The sequence below is a fragment of the Helicobacter pylori genome, assembly GCF_021062735.1.
Taxonomy (GTDB): Bacteria; Campylobacterota; Campylobacteria; order Campylobacterales; family Helicobacteraceae; genus Helicobacter; species Helicobacter pylori_DN.
This window is the reverse complement of the sequence record NZ_JAHXLB010000014.1, coordinates 17,552-38,897: the sequence shown is the minus strand read 5'-3', so window position 1 is coordinate 38,897 and position 21,346 is coordinate 17,552. Positions and strand designations below refer to the sequence as shown.

Here is a 21,346-nt window from a genome sequence, read left to right as displayed (position 1 = left end):
TTAAGTTTTTCTGGCAACTAACAGCGTGAAATTCACCCATTTAAACAGCGCTTCTACATGCTTAAACCCCACGCTTTCTAAAAGAGCGATATTCTCTTTCAAACTATAAGGCACAAGCACATTTTCTAACGCTTCCCTTTTGAAAGCGATTTCATTGTGGCTATAGCCTTGATTTTGTTTATAAAGGTAGTATAGCTCTATCATTTGCTTGTCTAATATCCGATCCTCGCTCATGATCTTTTCACCCACCAATAAAACCCCATTCAACGCAAGGCTGTTATAAATCTTTTTGAGCAACACCTCTCTTTGCATGGGGCGGACAAATTGCAACACAAAAAGCAATGAAAACGCACTCGCTTCTCTAAACTCAACCTCTAAAAAATCCATGCATTCAAAACGGACATTGTTAAAATCTTTTAATTTTTCTTGCGCTTTTTTGAGCATGGGCATGGAATTGTCAATCCCTACAAGCTCAATATCTTGTTGGATTTGTCGGTTAAGCGCGATAAAAAAATTCCCAGTAGAACAGCCCAAATCATAAACCAAGGGCTTAGACAAGGACTTAGGATAGATATTTTCTTTTAAATTTTGAGCGATAAAATACGCTCCCAGATTCAACATTTCATGATAATAGGGAATGGAGCGCTCCAGCATGTCGTCAAAAACATGGGCGACTTTCTCATCAAAACAAAAGCGTTTGTTTAGGGATTGATTAAACAGAGTGTCTTTCATTCAAAAAAGAAGCGTGGTTTAAAAATCTTTAAACCACAATAGCCGTAACGCTTAAGCTTTTTTATGCACCAACTCATTGATGTAATAATCCACTGAGCCTAAGCCTTCTTTTTTCGCCCATTCATAGCATTGAGAGACAAAATGCCAATTGATATGCCCATAGAATTTTTCCAAATACACAGGGCGTGCGTTTTTGTGGTCAATATAATAAGCATGCTCCCACACATCCACCACTAAAAGCGGCACTTTTTTATCCGTAACCGGGGTTTGAGCGTTGCTAGTTTGAATGATTTCAATTTTTTGAGTGTCTAAATTATACGCTGCCCAATTCCAACCAGAGCCAAACAAAGTGGTCGCACTCTTAATGAAGTCTTCTTTAAATTTTTCCAACGATCCGAAATCTTTTTCTAAAGCCCCTTTTAACTCATCGCTTAAAGCAGTCGCTTTGGGGCTTAGGCAATCCCAATAAAAATCGTGGTTGTAAATTTGAGCGGCGTTATTGAACACGCCTCCGCTAGACTTCGTCAAAATAGCGAACAAAGAACTTTTCTCAAAATCCGTGCCTTTGATAAGGTTGTTCAAATTATTCACATAAGTTTGATGGTGTTTCCCATGGTGGAAATCAAACGCTACAGGGCTTAAAAAATCTCCCATGCTGTCTTTAGCAAAAGGCAACTCTCGTAATGTAAACATGTTTTCTCCTTGTGATCAGATAGCCGTATTGTAATCATTTTTTAATACTTTTTGGTAAATCTTTTCTTAAAAATTGATCTTTATGCAAATTTTGTAGATTTTAAGGGGTTTTTTAAAATGAAAACGACTTTTTAAACAAATTCTTTTTAAATTTGTTAAGAGTTAATCTTAATGGGCTACTATTCTAACGCAATATAGCAATTCAATTAGAAAGGATTTAACCATGCAAAAAGTTACTTTTAAAGAAGAAACATACCAATTAGAAGGGAAAACCTTGAAAGTGGGCGATAAAGCTCCTGATGTGAAATTGGTGGATGGCGATTTGCAAGAAGTCAGTTTGTTGAAGCCAGGCGTGCGTTTTCAAGTCATTAGTGCGCTTCCTAGCTTAACCGGATCGGTTTGCTTGCTCCAAGCCAAGCGCTTCAATGAGCAAGTCGGCAAACTGCCTTCTGTGAGTTTTAGCGTTATTTCTATGGACTTGCCTTTTTCTCAAGGGCAAATTTGCGGCGCTGAAGGCATTAAGGACTTAAGAATTTTAAGCGATTTTAGGTATAAGGCTTTTGGGGAAAATTACGGCGTGCTGTTAGGTAAAGGCTCTTTACAAGGCTTGCTCGCTCGATCAGTGTTTGTTCTTGATGATAAAGGGGTGGTTATCTATAAAGAAATCGTTCAAAACATTTTAGAAGAGCCCAATTATGAAGCGCTTTTAAAAGTGTTGGAATAGGAAATCCTTAAAAGGAGGGGGCTACAATCTAGCAAGTTTCAATGCAAAAAGCCCCACTCATTAAAAAGTGTTGGCGGTAAAGACTAACAAACAAGAAGTTCTTTTTAATCCGTTTAAAAAAGTTTCACGCTATGTTTAAAAGAAAATGTTAAAAAAGACTTTGTTTTCAATCAAACGCTAAGGTTATCGCTTGATTTTAATCAAGCTTTTTAACGGGAAAAGTCTTTCTCAAAGCCCATAGGGGCTATGGATAAACTAAAATTTTTAGAAGTCTTTCTTTAAGATTTCTTCCACTCTTAAAATGGTTACGAGTCTGTCGTTTTGTTTCCCAATACCATAAGTTAAATTATTGTTATCGCTCAAGGTTTCTGGCACCGGGTCAATATCGGTTTGCTTGATGCGAATGGCTTCGGTTAAGCGATCAATGAAAAACCCAGCGATCTGATCGTTATGGCGCACCACCAAATAACGAGTGTCTTTATTTTGTTTTTCAGCCTTCAAGCCAAACTTTAGGCGCAAGCTGATCAAAGGGAATACATTACCTCTTAAATTGAACACGCCAAGCACATAGTTTGGGGTTTCAGGGACTCGTGTGTAACCAATGGGTTTGACGATTTCTAAAATATTCAAAATAGGAATGGCGTATTCTTCATCGCCAATAATAAAGCCAATGAATTGCAAAATTTCTTCATTGTCTTCTTGTTTAGAACCCACACTAGCTTCTTTTTGTCTTTCAAATAAATCTTTCAATTGATTGCTCACGATTCGCCTCCTTCTAATTTAATGCTGCGCTTCACTACGGTGGTTAAATACTCACCGCTATAAGGTTTGGTGATGTATTCAGTCATGCCGGATTCAACGCCGCGCATCCTATCGGTTTTGGTTACCCGACTGGTTACTGCGATCAAAGGCAGGTTTTTGAATTTATTGTATTTACGCACTTCAGAAGCGAAAGTGTAGCCATCCATTTTAGGCATTTCAATATCCACTAAAATAGCGTCCGGAATCTTATCGCCATTTTTAAGCATTTCTAAGCCCTCTAACCCGTTAGTGGCTTCTAAAAGCGTGATGCCTAATGGTTTTAAACATTTGCGGATAATCGCTCTGTCCGTGCTGCTGTCATCAATCGCTAAGACAATGTAATCGCTAGGAGAATTTTTGCTCTTCGTGTTTTCGGATTCATTCATTAAGGTAGTGATATTGACCTTGATGCTTTTTGCCATATCCATCATCGCCCCCACATCTACAATAAGGGTGATTTTCCCATCGCCTCTCACCGTAGCACCAGCAATGCCTCTAGTGTTTTTAAGGTAGTAGCCTAAAGATTTGATGACCACTTCTTCTTGACCGATCAAATAATCCACGATCACGCCAATTTTTTGATCGGCTAAGCCAATGATGACCACATACACATCTGAGTTGGATTCCAAAATAGCATCCACTTTAAAAATATCAGAAAGGCGCACCAAAGAAAGCACCTCATCTCTCAAACGCAACACGCTCTTGCCATCAACGGTGTAGATTTCATCTTGGCTGATGCGCACGGTTTCTAAAACTGAAGAAAGCGGGATAGCGTAGTATTCTTCTTGAACGCCCACGAGTAAAGCTTGAATGATAGCCAGAGTGAGAGGGATTTTAAGCTTTTGAGTCGTGCCTACCCCCACTTCTGAATCAATTTCAATGATCCCATTGAGCTTTTCAATATTGGTTTTCACCACATCCATGCCAACGCCCCTGCCTGAGACATTGGAAACGACTTTTGCGGTAGAAAAGCCTGGCTTGAAAATGAGGTTAAACGCTTCCCTATCGCTCATGCCTTCAGCGTCTCTTTCGCTAATCACCCCTTTTTCAATCGCTTTTTCTTTAAGCATCACAGGGTCTAACCCCTTGCCATCATCAGAGATTTTGATCACAATGTGGTTACCCTCATTATACGCGCTCAATTGCACTTTACCGGTTTCAGGCTTGTTAAGCCTTCTTCTTTCTTCTAAAGGCTCAATCCCATGATCGCATGAGTTGCGGATAATGTGGATGAGCGGATCGCCAATCTCTTCTACAATGGATTTGTCTAATTCGGTTTCTTCGCCCTCAATGATTAATTCAATGCTCTTGCCTAATTCCCGGCTCAAATCCCTTACCATGCGAGGGAATTTATTGAACACCTTGCCCACTGGTTGCATACGGGTTTTCATCACCGCAAGCTGCAAGTCTGTCGTTACCGCTGAAATAGAAGAAACCACCTGGTTTAATTCCTCTAAAAACTTTTCCCCATCATAGCGTTCTTCCACATCGCTATAAATCCTGATCAAGCGATTTTTTCCTAACACAAGCTCACCGATTAAATTCATCAAGTGATCCAAGCGGCGCACATCCACCCTAACGGTTTGCTCCACGCCAATAGAGGGGGCTTTATTTTCTTCAGTATCGGCTTTAGCCTTAGCTTTAGTTTCGGTTTTAGGGGCTTTGGGGGTTTCGGTTTTAGGGGCTTCTTTTGTTGGGGTAACTTCTTGTTTGGCTTCTTGTTTTTTTTGAGCTCTTCGCTCTTTATCGGCTTCTTGGCGCTTGTTAAGTAGGCGTTCAATTTCCGCTTCCACTTCTTCAGCGCTCATGTTGGAATAATCCAAATCCGGCTCATCGGCTAGCGGGTTATCGCTTGCGGGATTTTCTGCAGTAGGGGTTTTTGTTTCTGTCTGATTTTCTTTTTTATTTTCTTCTTTTGCTTCTTTTTGGGGGGCTTCTTTAGCTTCTGAAGTTTCTTTAGCGCCCTCTAAATTTTGACTCGTGATGGCTTGAAGCTGTTTGACTACTTCTTCAATCTCGTTTTCCTTGCCGTTATTGGTATCTGATCCGGTATCTCTAATCGTTACGAGCAAGGTTTTCATCAAATCAATGGAACGCAACACGACATCCATAATATCAGGCGTGATTTTGATTTCACCCTTTCTGGCGCGATTTAGGACATCTTCCATGTTGTGCGTGAGATGCGTGAGAATGTTGAGATTCAAAAACGAGCTAGAGCCTTTAATAGTATGAGCGACTCTAAAAATGCGATTGAGCAAGTCCAAATCCTCAGGGTTATGCTCCAATTCCACTAAATCCTGATCCAACTGCTCGTTCATTTCAAAGGCTTCAATCAAGAAGTCTTCCATTATTTCTTGCAAATCATCCATTTTAAAACCCCTTTTTAGCGTTTGAGATAAGAGTATTTTACAATTTTATAAAAAGAATTACGCATTCTTGTCTAAAATCTTAGAAATTTCTTCGGTGAATTTTTCTGCGTCAAACTTGACTAAATACGCTACAGCCCCCATTTCTTTAGCCCTTTCAGCGCTGTAATTATCGCAAATAGAAGAATTAAAAATCACAGGAATATAAGCAAACCTAGGGTCTTTTTGGAGCTTGAATAAGAAATGATAGCCATCCATTTTAGGCATTTCAACATCTGAAATAATGAATTTCAAATGTTTCCTCAAATCGTCCCCGTATTTTTTGAATAACATTTCTAATTTGTTCAGCCCGTCTTCCCCATCCACAGCTTCCGTGATGCTAAAACCCAATTTGCTCAAATGGTTTTTTAAGGTTTTTCTCGCCGTTCTGCTATCGTCTAAAAACAACACTTCGCCTTCAAAACGCTCTTTATTAGGGGTATCTTTAGTGTTTTTAGCGTCTTCATTAAGCTTTAAATCGTCTAAAATGCTTTCTAAATCCAAAATGAGCAGGGTTTTGTCGTTTTCAATGCGCGTGGTGCCGGTGATATTTTCCTTATTGATGCTATTAGATGCACTAAAGGATGCAGGCTCCACATCTTTCCAGCTAATGCGCCTGATGCGCCTAGCGGAATGGACTAAAAAGCCCAATTTGACATTGTTAAATTCAGTGATAATGACGATTTTTTCGTTTTCCTTGCTTTTATCCGGGACAATCCCTATCCATTTAGCCAAGTCTATAAGCGGAATGATCGTGGAGCGCAAATCAAACACACCGATAATGTAATCCAAATTCGTGGGGTATTCAAAAAGGGTGGGCATGGGGATGATTTCTTGGACTTTAGCCACATTAATGCCATAAATCCCCTCATAAGGGACGCCCTCTTGCATGCCATAAATACGAAAATCCACGAGTTCTATCTCGCTTAGTTTTAAATCGTTAGCTGTTTTTTCTGCCATGATTTAGGCGTCCTTATTTTGAGATGGTTCTAAAACGCTTGATGATACCTTAAAAAGGCTTTGTTCGTAATAAAAGGAGGGCAGTGGGCAGTAAATGGGCGCATTCAAGGGGATTTTTACACCGCTTTTGAGATGAAAATGCCCCTCTATAATGCCGTCAATGTTACCAATGTTAAGATTTTTAATGTAGTTTTGATAGGTTTTTAGGCGCTTTTCAATAAAAGATTGCAATTCTTTTGGCTCTAATTCCCAAAGGCGGACGGGTTTTTGATAGATGCGTTTTTTCAAAAAAGGGTATAAGGTTTTAAAGCTCGCAAAATTTAAAAAAGTTAAAAAAAATCTAGCCCAAGTGGAAGTGAGCTGCGTGATGTAAAATTCATACGCTTTAGTAATGAATAAATCCCCATGGGCTAGCAAAAAGCGTTTGTTATCGTATTGGAATAATACGGGTTGGTTTTGGCGCTCAAAAACCATCACTTTGGAATTGAATACAAAACGCATGGAAAAATCATGGTTACCTTCAAAATAAAAGACTTGTGAAATTTCGCTTAACGCATGGATTAAATCAATGATTTTTTGTTGCTCTTTGTCTAGGGGTAAATAGCCCACAAGAACATGGAAAATATCGCCCATGAAAAAGACTTGTGGGGGTTTGGCGCATAAAAGTTCTTTAAGCGTGTTGATTAAATGAGGGCTTTTGGGCAAAAAATGCGCATCAGAGATAAAAACAGCCCCACTTTTAAGCGCATAAGTTTCTAGCATCTTACTCTTTGAACAAAAAAGAGCCAATCCTTAAAAGATTCGCCCCGCAAGCAATCGCTAATTCAAAATCACAACTCATGCCCATTGAAAGAACGCTCGCGTTCTTTAATCGGTCAAAAAGCTTTTTGGTGGTGATGAAGGATTTTTCAATTTCCTTTTCATTATCAGCATGAGCCCCTATACACATAAGCCCCTTAAGTTTGAGATGCTTGCAAGTTTCACTGATTTGAGAATAAACTTCTAGCGTTTCTTCAGGCATCACCCCGCTTTTACTTTCCTCATACGCGCTATTAACCTGTAAAAGAGCGTTTAAATTGACGCCCAACATTTCGCAACGCTTTTCTATCTTCAAAGCGAGTTTTAAGGAGTCTAAAGAATGCAAAAGAGCGGGCTTTAAACTCAAAAGCGCATTGATTTTATTCTCTTGTAAAGAGCCTATCATGTGCCATTCAAGGGGTAAATGCTCTAAAGAATGCATTTTGATTTTTAAATCTTGAACTTTATTTTCTCCAAAAGCCCTTTGAGAGCAGTTGTAGTAATTTTGAATGGCTTCTAAGGAAGCGTTTTTTGAAACAGCCACGATTTTTACAATGTGGTGCCTTGAATAGGCGATGCGAGCCTTTTCTATTTTTGCGATGAGGGTATCAATCCTTTGGCTATAATCTGTCATAGCTCTTCTTTATAGATCTTCTTTATGCGTGCTAAAAGAATGCGTGAGGTGGAATTTTTGATTTAAAGTTTCAAAATCTTTTAAAAGCCCTTTCTTTTTCAAATTTTCTATGACTTCCATGGAGCAATTGGTTTCGGTGGGCCATTCTCTAAAATGTTTATCCATAACGCCCTTATTGGTAGCGTCTATAAAAAAACAATGTTTAGAGGTGAGGATATCGCGCTTGGCATCAATATTATTAACGATGCGCCATAACAGCATGTAAGGGTTGTTCAAATCGTTGCTGGTATGCTCTACAAAGATGACAATGCGTAAATGCTCTTCAAAACCGAGCAAGTTTTTAGCCAATTCAATGACGCTTTTGTCTTTTTTTTCCACGCTAATGACGCAAATGGGGTTACGGGTGTGCGGGTAATATTGCTTCAAAAGAACGATATTTGGCATTTTATCTTGTAAAAGCGCTAATAAGGCGTTATCGTTTAAAAGCGTGGGGTGGGGGGTATTGCTTTTAGAGGTCGCATCAATACCGAGTTTCCCTCCCATAGCGTATTCAGGGCTTGCATGATCTAAGGCGTCGCATATGCCTTGAGAGATGAGCGCGTTTTCTTTAGAAAAATTTTCCAGTATATACTCAATGATAGCGTTGGTGTCCCTTAGATTAGGAGCGTCTTCATTGACAAAAATCGCATGTTTGACAAAACTCATCTGCCCCACACCCCAAAAAGCATGCATGACTTGCTTGGCATGAGCGTTATAGCGCGTGTGTATTTTGGCTAAAATCAAATTATGAAACACCCCATTTTCTGGCATGTAATAATCTATGAGATTGGGGGCGTTCATTTGAAGCAAGGGCAAGAACAAGCGTTCAGTCAAATACCCCATGTATTTGTCTTCTAAAGGGGGCTTACCCACCACAGTGGCTAAGTAAATGGAATCTTTTTTATAGCTAATGGTTTTGACTTCTAAAACAGGGTAAGGCTCAATGGGGGTATAATAGCCAGTGTGATCCCCAAAAGGCCCTTCAAGCTCTAATTTTTCGCAATCCACAAACCCTTCTATCACAATATCGCAATCGCTTGGCACGCTCAAAGGATTGCTCAAGCATGGCATCACGCGTGCTTTTTTTCCTCTCATAAACCCATAGAGCATGAGTTCATAAATCCCATAAGGTAGGGGGGCTGTCGCGCACCATGTGTAGAGTAAATCCCCACCAATAGCGATACTGACAGGCATTTTGACTTTAGCTTTAGCGTATTCGTGGAAAAAGAGTTGGGAGTCTTTATGGATTTGCCAGTGCAAGCCTAAATGGTTTTTATCATAAACTTGCAAGCGGTACATGCCTAAATTCTTTTTTTTATGATCTAGGCTTTGGGTATAGACTTGCCCCATAGTGATAAAAGCCCCGCCATCTTTTTCCCAAGTTTTTAAAACGGGTAGATCCCACAAATTGACTTCTTTATCTTGCTTGATGATGAGATCTTTAGGGCGAGTGGTTTTTTTAGGGAAAATGTGTCTTAAATCCCATAAATCTTTTAAGACTTTCAAACCCTCAGTGAAATTTTTAGGAGCGCTAAAGTGCAAGAGCGCTTGCATGCGTTGTTGCAGGCTTTCTATGGGGGTTTTTAATAAAAGATCTAAGCGTTTGAAAGAACCAAAAGCGTTCATTAAAACCGGCATGCCAAAGGTTTTGATCTGGTCATGCCCTTTTCTTATGGGTTGCGTGAATAAAAGGGCTTTGCCTCCATTAGGTTTTTTCGCTTCTATATAGGCTAGATGAGCGATTTCCAAATCCACTTCAAGGGGGGTGTCAATGATCTCTAATTCATCATGTTTTTTTAAAAGCTTTAAAAAATCTCGCATCCAACTACCTTAAATAACCACATAATGAACGCTTAAGCATGCAGGAATGTTTTTAAGCTCTTCTAAAACTTCCAAAGAAACTTCTTCATCTACAATAATGAGCGCTAAGGCTTCTTTTTGCGTGTTACGCCCCAAACGAAAATCAGCGATGTTAATGCCATGCCTAGCGAACGCATTCCCCACACTCCCAATAACGCCTGGAATATCTGTATTCCTAAATAGAAGCATTTTACCCTTTGGCTCTATATCAATATGAAACCCATCAATCTCAGTGAGTTTTAAAATATCTTCTTCAAACACCGTGCCGCTCACGCTGATTGAACCATTAGCCGCATTTAGAGTTAAAGAGAGCATGTTTTTATAGGGCGAAGCGCTTTCTTTAAGGCTAACCTTAACCTCAATGCCTCTTTCTTTGGCCACAAAGGGGGCGTTAATGTAATTGATTTTATCCCCTACAACGGGTTTTAACACCCCCACTAACGTAAAGGCTACAAGGGCATCTTTAAATTGGTTAATCTCCCCACAAAGACTGAGTTCAATTTTTTGGCACACGCCCTTATGGATTTGACTGGAAAAATAACCCAGTTTTTGCGCTAAATTCAAGTAGGCTTTTGCGTTTGCATCAAAAGCTTGCATGGGTAAATTCAAAGCATGCGGATGGCTTGAACCCCTTAAAGATTCCATAACCCCTTGAGCGGCTTGTTTGGAAATTTCTTCTTGGGACTCTAAAGTGTTCGCGCCAATATGGGGGGTCGCATACACATTAGGTAAGTCTAAAAGCTTGTTATGAATGCCAGGCTCTTTAGAAAAGACATCAATGCCAAGCCAACGCACTTTTTTGGTTTCTAAAGCTTCATAAAGGGCGTCTTCATTATAAAGCCCCCCTCTAGCGCAATTGATCAAAATAACCCCTTTTTTCATGCGTTCAATCTCTTTAGCGCCTATCATGTTAATGGTTTCTTTATTTTTAGGGGTGTGGATAGTGATCATATCGCATTGCAAAATATCTTCAAAATTTTTTGTGTAAATGACCCCTAAATCAGTGGCTTTTGAAGAAGGGATATAAGGATCATAGGCTAGGACTTCCATTTCAAAGGCTTTAGCCCTAATGCCCACCCTAGAGCCAATGTTTCCAAAACCAATGATGCCCAACTTTTTATTTTTCAATTCCGTGCCATACCAATCTTCTCTTTTCCATAGCCGTTGGTGTTTGATTTGATCGTTCGCGCAAGGGAACGAGCGCACTGCATTGATCAAATGCGCCATGGTTAATTCCACAGCGGCAATCGTGTTAGCAGTAGGGATATTCATCACCACAATGCCTTTTTGAGAGCAGCTTTCTAAATCAATATTATCCACTCCCACGCCCGCTCTTACGATGGATTTTAAGTGGGTTAAGGGCTTTAAAAAATCGCTTGTGATAGGGGTCATGCTACGAGTGATGAGGGCATCCATGGGAGTGAGTTTTCCTAAAAGCTCATTTTTGGGGCATTTGGAATAATCATGCAAGACAATGTCTTTTTGAGCTTCTAAAATTTGAATGCCTTTAGCATGGATGGGGTCGCAAATGGCTACTTGATACATTTTTATCCTTTGAATTTAAAAAACAGCATGATAGCGTATTTTATAATAGTCTAAATCAGCCAGCAAGCGTTCTTTTTTATTTTCATCTAAATAGATGATGAGATTGGATTGGTTTTTGGTGTTATCGTAAGCGTAATCAATTCGTTCTTTTTTAAGGATTTCTTTTAAACACCACCATTGATAGTCCTTTAAATCCTTAATGATAAGCTTTGAATATTCCCTTTTTTTTTCTTCAAAAGGGATTTCAAAATGATGCTCTATAACAGGGTAATTGATAGATTCTTGCGCATCAAGGTTTTGAGAAAGGGCGTTATTGCGATCTTCTTCGTTATGGGAGGCTTTTTCATCGTTAGGGGTATTAGGATTATTGGGGCTTTCTTCTAGGTTGATTTCATGGCTTTTTGCATCTGTTTGAGAGAGGCCTTCATTTGTTTGAGAGATCGCATGAGAAGTAGCGGGCATTTCTTTTTTAACGCTTAAAAATAAATAGGCTAAAACGCCAAGAGCGACAGCTAGGGAAATAAAAGCAACAACACCCTTAAATCTCATGCCATTCTCATGCTTTTAAAATCGCTCTTTAGAGTTTTTCTTTAAGAATATCCCCTAAAGTCATTTTATCATCGCTCGTGTTAAAAGCTTGCAATTCTTCTTTTTCTTTTTTGCGCTCTAACCTATGCACAGAAGCGCGCACCTTGTTATTAGATTTTTCAATCGCAACCACCACGCATGTGATTTCCTGCCCCATTTTGATTTCATCTTTTTTCAAGGGGTTCAAATCTTCATTTTTGATCAGCACATCAATGCCATCAGCATTAATGAAAACGCCAAAATCCTTAATACTCACCACTTTGCCTTGAATCACGCTGTCTGTTTTATGCTTTTGAGCGAATTCTTCTGTAGGGGAAGTAACCAAGTGCTTCGCACTCAAAGAAATCTTTTTATCTTTTTTGTTGATTTTAAGGATTTTGACTTTGATCACATCGCCAATTTTATAGTGGTCTTTGCATTTTTTATCTTTATCCCAAAAAGCGTCGTGATTGTGGAGCAAACCATCCACCCCACCCAAATTCAAAAACGCCCCAAAATCCGTTAAAGTCGCCACTTTGCCTTCTATAATGTCTCCTACTTGGTGTTTGGATTCAAAAACATCAAAAGGCCTGTTAGTGAGTTGCTTTAAAGAAACCCTTAAGCGGCGGTTTTTAGGATCAATGTCAATGATCTTCACATCAATCTCTTGCCCCACGCTCAAGTAATGGCTAGGGTGGCTGACATTTTTATCCCAAGAGATTTCAGAAACATGCAAAAAGCCTTCAATATCATTACCAATATCCACAAACACCCCGTAATGTTCAATATTGCTCACCACCACCTTAATGGCGTATCCGGGTTTTAGCTTGTCTTGGATCTCTTCCCATGGGTCTTCTATGGTCGCTTTTATGGAGAGTGAAAGGCGTCTTTTTTCTGCATCATAAGCGATGGCTTTGACATAGACTTCATGGCCCTCTTTGTAGTATTTTTCAGGATTGACTGGCCCTTTATGGCTGATTTCAGAATAATGGACCAAGCCCTCAATCCCCTTAGCTTCTACAAAAATGCCAAAAGGGGTGATCTGGCGCACAACCCCTAACACCGGCTCTGTAGCTTCTAACAATTCTTTAGAAACCTCAAGCTGCCGTTTGTCATTGACTTCAAAGAATCGTTTGCGAGAAATATTGATAGAATGGTTTTCCTTATCCACACGAATGATGCACGCTTTAATGCGTTTGCCGATATGGTTTGCGTCATTCTTTAAAGAAGAGTGCGAGCGGGAGAGAAAATACTCCACGCCTTGAGACTCCACGATATAACCCCCTTTATTCTTGCCTACGATCTTGCCTTCAATAATGGCGTTTTCATAGTTTTCGCCCAATTCTTCAATTTTAGCCTGAATCTTTTGTTGGGAAATGGCCTTTTTGTAGGAAACGCTAGGGTGTTCACCTTTCTCGGACACATGCACGACAATGGGGTCATTTTTTTGATACAGCAACTGCCCCTTTTCATCGGTGATCTCACTCAAAGCCAAACGACCTTCTGTCTTACCGCCCACGCTCACCATGGCATAACCATCATTCTCATTGATGGAAACGATTAGCCCTTGTTTAATAGTGCCTTTTTCTAGGGTTTCTTCTTTTTCTAATTCTTTTTTAAAGAGTTTTGCGAAGTTTTCCTCCTCGTCATTAAAGTTCTGATCATCTGCTATCTTGCTCATTGATTGCCTTACTATAAAATAAATATAAAATCCTTAAGGGTATTGTATCCTTTTTTGGCTTACAAAATCGTTTAAAAACTAACAATTAGCGGTTTTTTAAAAGAAAATTTTCAAAATGTGTTAAATCGTGCTGATTTTTTGCTTGACATTTTCTATAATCCAGTCCGGCGTGGAAGCCCCAGCGGTAATCCCGCACAATTTTTTATCCTTAAACCACGCTAACTCTAATTCGTTTTCATCTTCTACCAAGTAGCTGTCTTTGCAATGCTGTTTGGCGATGCTTAAGAGCTGTTTGGTGTTTGAAGAAGTCTTACCGCCCACGACTATCATAATATCCACTTCCTTACTCAAATCCAAAGCGGCTTTTTGGTTGTAGGAAGTAGCGTTACAAATCGTGTTAAAAATACGCACTTCAGTGCATCTTTCCACCAAATAAGAAGCGATTTGCAAGAGTTTTGGGGTTTGTTTGGTGGTTTGAGAGACTAAAGCCACTTTCCGTTGGAGCTTTTTTTCTTGTAATTCTTCTAACGAATTGACGACTAAAGCCTGGTTAGTGGCATAGCTGATCACGCCCTTGACTTCAGGGTGGTTAATATCCCCAAAAAGCACGATTTGATACCCTTCTTTACTCATGGATTCCACAATTTGCTGAGGCTTGATCACATACGGGCAAGTCGCATCAGTGATTTTGACCCCCTTGTTTTTCAAGTATTCTAAATCCTGCTTAGGAATGCCATGGGTTCTTATGATCACGCTCTTATTTTTAGGGATTTTTTTAGGGTCTTCTTCAATTTTCACATTGAAATTTTTTTCCAAACGATTGATTTCTTTAGCGTTATGAATGAGCGAGCCAAAAATCAAGCTGTTTTGATTTTTTTCAGCGATTTGTATCGCTCTTTTGACGCCAAAGCAAAAACCATAATCCTTAGCCATTTTAATTTCCATTAAAACTCCCTTTTTTGAATTGATTGAGTAAGTGTTTGAATTGCGGGAAAGAAATGTTTGCGCATTCTAAATTATCAATTTCTAAAGGCAACGCTAAAGTTAAAACAGCAAAACTCATCGCAATCCTGTGATCATTGAAGCTTTTGATAAGGGGGGGTTTAATCCTAGAAAAGCGCTGTTTTAATGGGCTTATATCTTCTAATCCCTCTATGTAAAACCCGTCTTCAAACTCTTCGCACTCAATCCCTAAAGCTTTGAAATTAGAAACAACCGCTTTAATCCTATCGCTTTCTTTGGCTCGTAAATCTTTAGCGTTTTTAACCATGCTTTTGCCTTTTGCAAAAAGCATAGCGACACTCAAAGCAGGGATTTCATCAATAAGACTGGCGATATTTTGATCAATATTGATCGCTTTTAAAGGGGCATGCTCTATGTAAATATCGCCAATAATTTCTAAATCTTTGGATTGAATCGCATACTCTATGGAAGCGCCCATTTTTTTCAAAACCTCAAACGCTTCTATGCGAGTGGGGTTGAGCAAGACACTTTTTAAAAGAAGGCGACTTTTTGGCGTAATCGCACAAGCGAGAGCGAAAAAAAACGCGCTAGACGGATCATTAGCTATGGTAAAATCAAAAGCTTCTAGGGGTTTTTCTAGGGGTGAAATTTTTAAAACGCCGTCTTGATTGTGAATGTTAGCCCCTAAACTTTTAAGCATGATTTCTGTGTGGTTACGGCTAAGCTCGCTTTCTTTATAAGTGCTTGCGCCTTGAGCTTGTAAGGCGCTTAAAATAAAAGCGCTTTTGACTTGAGCTGAAGCGATAGGGCTTTCATAATGACAAGCTTTTAAAGGACTCCCTAAGATCACTAAGGGGGCGAAATGGTTATCCTCTCTCCCTAAAATCTTTGCCCCAAAATCCTTCAAAGGTTTAATGATTCTTTTCATGGGGCGCGCGTTTAAGGAATTGTCCCCGCTTAAAACAAAAAGCCCTTTTTGAGCGCTTAAAAGCCCGCTGTATAAACGCATGGTTGTGCCAGAATTGTTGCAATTTAAAATCTTGTTAGGCTCCTTTATAGTTGTTGGGGGTGTGATTTTAAAAGAATTTTTGGCGGTATTTTCCACTTTAGCCCCTAAATTTTGAGCGATTTCTAAAGAGCTTAAACAATCTTCTCCCATTAAAAAATTCCGCACGAAACAAGGCTTTTGAGCGAGTAGGCTAAAAATAACGGCTCTGTGCGAGAGCGATTTATCGCTAGCGTTAATGTCAAGCTCTATCACATATTATCCTTTATATTATCCCTTAAGGCGGGCGTTAAATTCTTTTTCTAAAATTTCAAGCGCTTTTTGCACGGCTGAATTGACCTCTTCATCATTCAGGGTTTTTTCTAAAGAATGGATCACGCAACGCAGACTTAAGGCTATGGTGTTATCGCTTTCTTTAAAAATATCAAGGGGTAGAATCTCGCTTAAATTAGGGATTTGAGCGTTCTTTAGGGCTTTTTTAATCCCACTAAAAGCGGTGTTTTCATCAATGATGAGAGTCAAATCCCTCACACTGCTAGGGTAAATGCTAAAGGGTTTTAACAGCATGGCAGGGCGTTTGAGTTTAGAAGCGTCTATCTCAGCGTAATAGCTTTCAAACAAATCTAATTCTTGGATCGCTTTGGGGTGGATTTTAGCGATTACGCCTATGATTTCATGATTTTGAATGATTTTAGCGCTCTGGTAGGGGTGGTTAATGGGGGTTTGAGCGTTTAGTTTTTCCAAGCTGAAATCTCCTATAACTTTTGAAACGCATTCGGCAAAAGAGTAAAAATCCCAAGCCTTGCCTTTAGTGTCAGGGTAGCTTTCTTTTTTTTGTAAGCCGCTCGCTAAAAAGCCTAGTTTTTGGATCTCCTCTCTTTTAGAGTTATACACACTCCCCTTTTCATAAAGGGCTATGCTTTTAAACCCTAAATTTTTATTCCTTAAACTGGCGTCTAAAAGCCCGCAAACAAGGCTCGTTCTCAGGGTGTTTAACTCCGTTGTGATAGGGTTTTGCAATTCTAGGGGATCTTCTAAAACTTCAAAGCCTAGTTTTTGCTGCTTTTCTTTAGAATAAAACACATAATGAATGACTTCTTTAAAACCGCAAGCGAGAGCCTTGTGTTTAAGGTTTTCAAAAAAGCGGTGCGTGTCATAATGGGGGTTTGAATTTTTATTACTGATGCAATTAAGAGGCTTTGAGACTAGATTATCAATCCCTACAAAGCGTAAGATTTCTTCAGCAATATCTTGGATCGTTTTAATGTCATGCCTGAATTTTGGCACAACAACCTCTAAAATTGGGGGTTTTGAGTTTGGCTCTTTTACGCTAACTTTAAAGCCTAAACTTTTTAAAATGCCTTGAATTTTTTCTTCCTCTACAGCAAGCCCCAAAATTTCGGTAATGTCTTCAAGTTGGAATTTAAGGGTGCGATCTTTTAAAGAATGCTGGGTCTGTTTGCTTTCTAAAATCGCCGCTTTCAAATGAGCGCTTAAAAAATTCAAGCCGTCTGATAAATTAGGGTTGCTCCCCCTAGCGCTCCTATAAATAAGGGCGTTGTCTTTTTGAAGCGTTTTATCTTTTAGGGCGTGTAATTTTAAAGACAGGCTTATCGGATCAATATAGCTCGCTTCTAAAAGCAAATGCTCGCTCAAATCTTTTTGATCTTGATGCTTTATAGCGATAGTGGAGCGTTTTTGATGGTTGATATAAACGCTTTCAAGGTTGTTTTCATCGTTTTTCACACTCAAATCAATAGGGGTTATATTCAGGCTATAAGCGTTCATTATTACCCCACTAAAATGCATGCTAAATTCTATGAAATTGTTTAGATCGTTCTCGCTTAAGGCGTTATTATGAGCGAGCGAAAGTTTGACATTTAAAGGGGTTTTTAAAGAATGATTGCAAACCAAATAATAAGCCAAATGCGATTCAATATTTTTGTCCGCACTAAGTGTGATCAAATCGCTTGTTGGCGTAAAATTTAAAGCCTTAATAGGCTTTAGGGGCGTGTGGTAAAACGCGCTAACCTCTCTAGCAACGCCTAAAACGCTCAAGCAATCCCCACGATTGGGGGTCAATGAAATTTCTAAAACATGCGTGTTGAAAGGGGCGTATTCATTCAATTCCTTCCCCAAAACCAACTCCCCAACACTCTCATCTAATTCCAAGATGCCATCATTGATTTTAGGGAATCCCAATTCGGTGCTAGAACAAATCATGCCGCAGCTTTCAACCCCCCTAAGCTCCGTTTTAGCGATGGTGGTTGAGCCGATTAGCGCCCCATTTAAAGCGACTGGCACGAATTGGTTTGGCGCGACATTTTTAGCCCCACACACGATTTGTAACACTTCCTTGCCCACATCCACTTGACACACGCTGAGCTTTTCAGCGTTTTTATGGGGGGCTTTTTCTAAAACTTTACCAACAACCACATTTTTAGGAGCGACACAAAGCATACAGCTCTCCACTTCTAAACCTAAGCAGCTCAAATCCTCACAGAGTTTGGCTATATCTTTAGGCGTATTGACAAAAACGCTCAAATCATTGACACTCAGTTTCATTAAAAGCTCTCCAACACCCTCAAATCAGTTTCAAAGAAACTGCGCAAATCATTGATTTGGCAAGTCAGCATGGCCAATCTTTCAATCCCCATGCCAAAGGCAAACCCGCTCACATTCTCATACCCTATGGCTTCAAACACCGCATTATTGACCATGCCACAACCCAACACTTCTAGCCAGCCTGTGTGCGAGCAAACCCTACAGCCTTCTTGCTTGCAAAACACGCAACTAATATCCACTTCAGCGCTTGGCTCTGTGAAAGGGAAAAAGCTAGAGCGCCACCTTAATTGCACGCCGCCAAAGAAATAATGCAAAAAGTCTTCGATCACGCCCTTTAAGTGCGTGAAACGGATATTCCCTTTTTGATCCACGACAAGCCCTTCAATTTGATGGAACATGGGCGTGTGGGTCAAATCATAATCGCGTCTAAAGGTTTCGCCTAAACAAATCATCTTAATGGGTGGGGTTTGTTCTTGCATGGTGTGGATTTGCACGGGCGAAGTATGGGTCCTTAAAAGCTTGTGATCTTTAAAATAGAAAGTGTCTTGCATGTCTCTTGCAGGATGGTAAGGGGGCAAGTTTAAAGCGCTGAAATTATGGAAATCATCTTCCACTAAAGAGCCGATTTCAAGCTTGTATCCTAATGGGGTAAAAAATTCAATGATTTTATTTTTAGTGTAGTTTAAAGGGTGAGAAGAGCTTGTTTTGATAGCGTTAAACAAACTCACATCAATTTTTTCTTGTTTCAAGCGTTCTTCTAATTCAAGCTCCAAAATAGCCTTTTTTTTCAATTCAAAGGCTTTTTCAAACGCTTGTTTATAATGGTGAATTTCTTTAGCAAAGGCGTTTTTTTCTCCGCCGTTCAGATGTTTGAGCTGGTTGAATTTATCCGCAAAAACCCCTTTTTTACCCAAAGCGTTCAAGCGTGCTTCTTCTAACTCTTTGCTATTAGTAACCTTTTCTAATCGCTCTATTAAGGTGTGCAATAACGATCCTTATATTTTATTTTTAAAAAGCTATAATACAACTTTAATAAAAGAAAAACCTTAAAAGGGAGCAAAAAAGCATGAATGTGTTTGAAAAAATAATCAAAGGCGAAATCCCTTGTTCTAAGATTTTAGAAAACGAGCGTTTTTTATCCTTTTATGACATTAACCCTAAAGCTAAAGTGCATGCATTAGTGATCCCCAAACAAAGCATTCAGGATTTTAATGGCATCACCCCAGAGCTTATGGCTCAAATGACAAGTTTTATTTTTGAAGTGGTGGAAAAATTAGGCATCAAAGAGAAAGGTTACAAGCTTTTAACGAATGTGGGTAAAAACGCCGGGCAAGAGGTGATGCATTTGCATTTTCATATTTTAAGTGGGGATAAACATTAAAAGCGTTGGTGGTATTTCATGCAAGCGTTTTTAAATAGGAGTTTCGCTCCCTTGCTCAACCCTAATGAAAGTCCTTTAGAGCAGGTTAAATCCAGTATTATTTTAAAAAAAGGGGTGTCTTATTTTGATTGGGGGGCTTCAGGTTTAGCGAGCGTTTTAGTGGAAAAGCGCGTGAAATCCTTACTGCCTTATTACGCGAACGCTCATTCTGTCGCTTCTAAACATGCGATTTTAATGGGCATGCTTTTAAAAGAGTGCCAAGAAAAGTTAAAGCGTTCTTTAAATTTGAGCGATGCTTATTGCGTCTTGAGCGCGGGGTATGGGGCGAGCTCAGCGATTAAGAAATTTCAAGAAATTTTAGGGGTGTGCATCCCTTCAAAAACGAAGAAAAATTTAGAGCCGTATTTGAAAGATATGGCTTTAAAGCGTGTGATTGTAGGGCCTTATGAGCATCATTCTAATGAAATCAGCTGGCGTGAAGGCTTGTGTGAAGTGGTGCGTATCCCTTTGAATGAACATGGCTTATTGGATTTAGAAATTTTAGAGCAAACTTTAAAAAAATCCCCTAACAGCTTGGTTTCTATAAGTGCGGCTTCTAATGTAACGGGGCTGCTTACGCCCTTAAAAGAAGTTTCATTGTTGTGTAAGAAATATCAGGCCGCTTTGGCTTTGGATTTAGCGAATTTTAGTGCGCATGCTAACCCTAAAGATTGCGAATACCAAACCGGTTTTTATGCGCCTCATAAGCTTTTGGGGGGCATTGGAGGGTGCGGGCTTTTAGGCATTTCTAAAGATTTGATTGACACGCAGATCGCCCCGAGCTTTAGTGCAGGGGGTGTGATCAAATACGCTAATCGCACACGGCATGAATTTATTGATGAATTGCCTTTAAGAGAAGAGTTTGGCACGCCAGGGTTGTTGCAATTTTACAGGAGCGCTCTAGCGTATCAATTAAGAGATGAATGCGGTTTGGATTTTATCCACAAGAAAGAAAACAACCTTTTAAGAGTGCTTATGCATGGCTTAAAAGACTTGCCCGCTATTAATATCTATGGGAATTTAACAGCGAGTCGTGTGGGGGTAGTGGCTTTTAATATTGGAGGGATTTCGCCCTATGATTTAGCGAGAGTTTTAAGCTATGAATACGCTATTGAGACCCGGGCAGGTTGCTCTTGCGCGGGGCCTTATGGGCATGATTTATTGAATCTTAACGCTCAAAAGTCAAGCGATTTTAACGCTAAACCCGGATGGCTTAGGGTGAGCTTGCACTTCACGCATTCCATAAACGATATTGATTATTTGCTAGACAGCTTGAAAAAAGCGGTTAAAAAATTGCGTTAAGCTAAAACTATTTTTAAGGAAAAATTTGGATATTTTAGATTTGAATAAAGCGCAAGCGACACAACAAAATGAACAAGAGGTAGAGGATAAAGAAAAAGAGTCTAAAGAGCCGGTGGTTTTAGAAGATTTGAGCACCTTAGCATGGCTTGAATTAGAAGAATTTAGCCGCCTTTCAGGGCTTCCTAAAGAAAGGATTTTAGAATTAGTGAATCTTGGTAAAATCAAGAGCAAAATAAGCCACAACAAGCTCTTAATTGATGCGAGCAGCGGGACAAACGCTCTAATCAAAAAGGTAGAAAATAATTTGATTTCTATGGATATGAACGGGCGTTCTTTAGAGCCTGTGTTTGTGGAAAAAACCATTAACACGATTTTAAACTTGCATGATAAGGTCATTAACGCTAAAGATGAAACGATTTCAGCCTTTAAAAATGAAAACATGTTTTTAAAAGACGCTTTAATCTCTATGCAAGAAGTCTATGAAGAAGATAAAAAAACCATCGATCTTTTGTGCGATGAACTCAATCAAGCGAGGGAAGAAATTGAATTTATGAAGAGGAAATACCGCTTGATGTGGGGGAAAGTCGCTGACATGAGCAGCGTGAATAAAAAGTAGTTTAAATTAACGCCCATGCTGAGGGCTTATTAGCG

The 21,346-nt window shown here is 39.5% G+C and carries 19 protein-coding genes; 4 read left to right on the top strand and 15 right to left on the bottom strand.

What is annotated here, in order from left to right; genetic code table 11:
* The gene (gene cmoA, locus KX581_RS06670; RefSeq protein WP_231175919.1) at nt 1–732 is read right to left on the bottom strand and encodes a carboxy-S-adenosyl-L-methionine synthase CmoA; all 732 of its coding nucleotides are present in this window, start codon (nt 730–732) and stop codon (nt 1–3) included.
* 51 nt (nt 733–783) lie between these two features.
* A complete protein-coding gene (gene sodB, locus KX581_RS06665; RefSeq protein ID WP_000494623.1) occupies nt 784–1,425 on the bottom strand; it encodes a superoxide dismutase [Fe] in 642 nt (213 codons plus the stop codon).
* 223 nt (nt 1,426–1,648) lie between these two features.
* Between sodB and tpx the strand changes: the two genes are divergently transcribed.
* Nucleotides 1,649–2,149, top strand: a complete 501-nt coding sequence (gene tpx, locus KX581_RS06660; RefSeq protein ID WP_231175918.1) for a thiol peroxidase — start codon at nt 1,649–1,651, stop codon at nt 2,147–2,149.
* 264 nt (nt 2,150–2,413) lie between these two features.
* Here the strand turns inward: tpx and cheW are convergent, their stop codons facing one another.
* From cheW to pheS, 13 genes are all read right to left on the bottom strand, one after another.
* Nucleotides 2,414–2,911, bottom strand: a complete 498-nt coding sequence (cheW, locus tag KX581_RS06655) for a chemotaxis protein CheW (RefSeq protein WP_000070770.1) — start codon at nt 2,909–2,911, stop codon at nt 2,414–2,416.
* Nucleotides 2,908–5,319, bottom strand: coding sequence for a chemotaxis histidine kinase/response regulator CheAY2 (gene cheAY2 / locus KX581_RS06650; protein WP_231175917.1), 2,412 nt, complete (start codon nt 5,317–5,319; stop codon nt 2,908–2,910). Before cheAY2 ends, cheW begins: the two co-directional genes overlap by 4 nt.
* Nucleotides 5,320–5,376: 57 nt before the next feature.
* The gene (cheV3, locus tag KX581_RS06645) at nt 5,377–6,315 is read right to left on the bottom strand and encodes a chemotaxis protein CheV3 (protein ID WP_231175916.1); all 939 of its coding nucleotides are present in this window, start codon (nt 6,313–6,315) and stop codon (nt 5,377–5,379) included.
* Between the two features lie 3 nt (nt 6,316–6,318).
* Complete coding sequence (locus KX581_RS06640; protein WP_180629630.1) at nt 6,319–7,077, bottom strand: UDP-2,3-diacylglucosamine diphosphatase; 759 nt, start codon at nt 7,075–7,077, stop codon at nt 6,319–6,321.
* A gap of 1 nt (nt 7,078) precedes the next feature.
* Complete coding sequence (locus KX581_RS06635; RefSeq protein ID WP_231175915.1) at nt 7,079–7,747, bottom strand: YggS family pyridoxal phosphate-dependent enzyme; 669 nt, start codon at nt 7,745–7,747, stop codon at nt 7,079–7,081.
* 9 nt (nt 7,748–7,756) lie between these two features.
* Nucleotides 7,757–9,607 (bottom strand): menaquinone biosynthesis decarboxylase, encoded by a 1,851-nt coding sequence (locus KX581_RS06630; protein WP_231175914.1) that lies wholly within the window; start codon nt 9,605–9,607, stop codon nt 7,757–7,759.
* A gap of 9 nt (nt 9,608–9,616) precedes the next feature.
* Nucleotides 9,617–11,191 (bottom strand): phosphoglycerate dehydrogenase, encoded by a 1,575-nt coding sequence (gene serA / locus KX581_RS06625; RefSeq protein ID WP_120872770.1) that lies wholly within the window; start codon nt 11,189–11,191, stop codon nt 9,617–9,619.
* Nucleotides 11,192–11,206: 15 nt separating this feature from the next.
* Nucleotides 11,207–11,740 carry a hypothetical protein gene (locus KX581_RS06620; protein WP_120872768.1) on the bottom strand — a complete coding sequence of 178 codons (534 nt, stop codon included), beginning with the start codon at nt 11,738–11,740 and terminating at the stop codon, nt 11,207–11,209.
* A gap of 28 nt (nt 11,741–11,768) precedes the next feature.
* A complete protein-coding gene (locus KX581_RS06615; protein WP_231175913.1) occupies nt 11,769–13,439 on the bottom strand; it encodes a 30S ribosomal protein S1 in 1,671 nt (556 codons plus the stop codon).
* A gap of 120 nt (nt 13,440–13,559) precedes the next feature.
* Nucleotides 13,560–14,384, bottom strand: a complete 825-nt coding sequence (locus KX581_RS06610; protein WP_000403575.1) for a 4-hydroxy-3-methylbut-2-enyl diphosphate reductase — start codon at nt 14,382–14,384, stop codon at nt 13,560–13,562.
* Nucleotides 14,374–15,663 (bottom strand): 3-phosphoshikimate 1-carboxyvinyltransferase, encoded by a 1,290-nt coding sequence (gene aroA, locus KX581_RS06605; RefSeq protein ID WP_231175912.1) that lies wholly within the window; start codon nt 15,661–15,663, stop codon nt 14,374–14,376. Before aroA ends, KX581_RS06610 begins: the two co-directional genes overlap by 11 nt.
* 15 nt (nt 15,664–15,678) lie before the next feature.
* Nucleotides 15,679–17,973: a phenylalanine--tRNA ligase subunit beta gene (gene pheT, locus KX581_RS06600; protein ID WP_231175911.1), complete on the bottom strand. Its 2,295-nt coding sequence runs from the start codon at nt 17,971–17,973 to the stop codon at nt 15,679–15,681.
* Nucleotides 17,973–18,959, bottom strand: coding sequence for a phenylalanine--tRNA ligase subunit alpha (gene pheS, locus KX581_RS06595; protein ID WP_231175910.1), 987 nt, complete (start codon nt 18,957–18,959; stop codon nt 17,973–17,975). Before pheS ends, pheT begins: the two co-directional genes overlap by 1 nt.
* An 80-nt stretch (nt 18,960–19,039) precedes the next feature.
* Here pheS and KX581_RS06590 point away from each other — a divergent pair, with 80 nt between their 5' ends.
* The 3 genes from KX581_RS06590 to KX581_RS06580 are packed head-to-tail and all read left to right on the top strand — an operon-like array spanning nt 19,040 to nt 21,311.
* Nucleotides 19,040–19,354 carry a histidine triad nucleotide-binding protein gene (locus KX581_RS06590; protein ID WP_001100331.1) on the top strand — a complete coding sequence of 105 codons (315 nt, stop codon included), beginning with the start codon at nt 19,040–19,042 and terminating at the stop codon, nt 19,352–19,354.
* Between the two features lie 18 nt (nt 19,355–19,372).
* Entirely contained in the window at nt 19,373–20,695 is a 1,323-nt protein-coding gene (locus KX581_RS06585) for an aminotransferase class V-fold PLP-dependent enzyme (protein WP_120872756.1), read from the top strand.
* A gap of 25 nt (nt 20,696–20,720) precedes the next feature.
* Entirely contained in the window at nt 20,721–21,311 is a 591-nt protein-coding gene (locus KX581_RS06580) for a DUF3972 domain-containing protein (protein ID WP_180606048.1), read from the top strand.
* Nucleotides 21,312–21,346 lie beyond the last annotated feature (35 nt).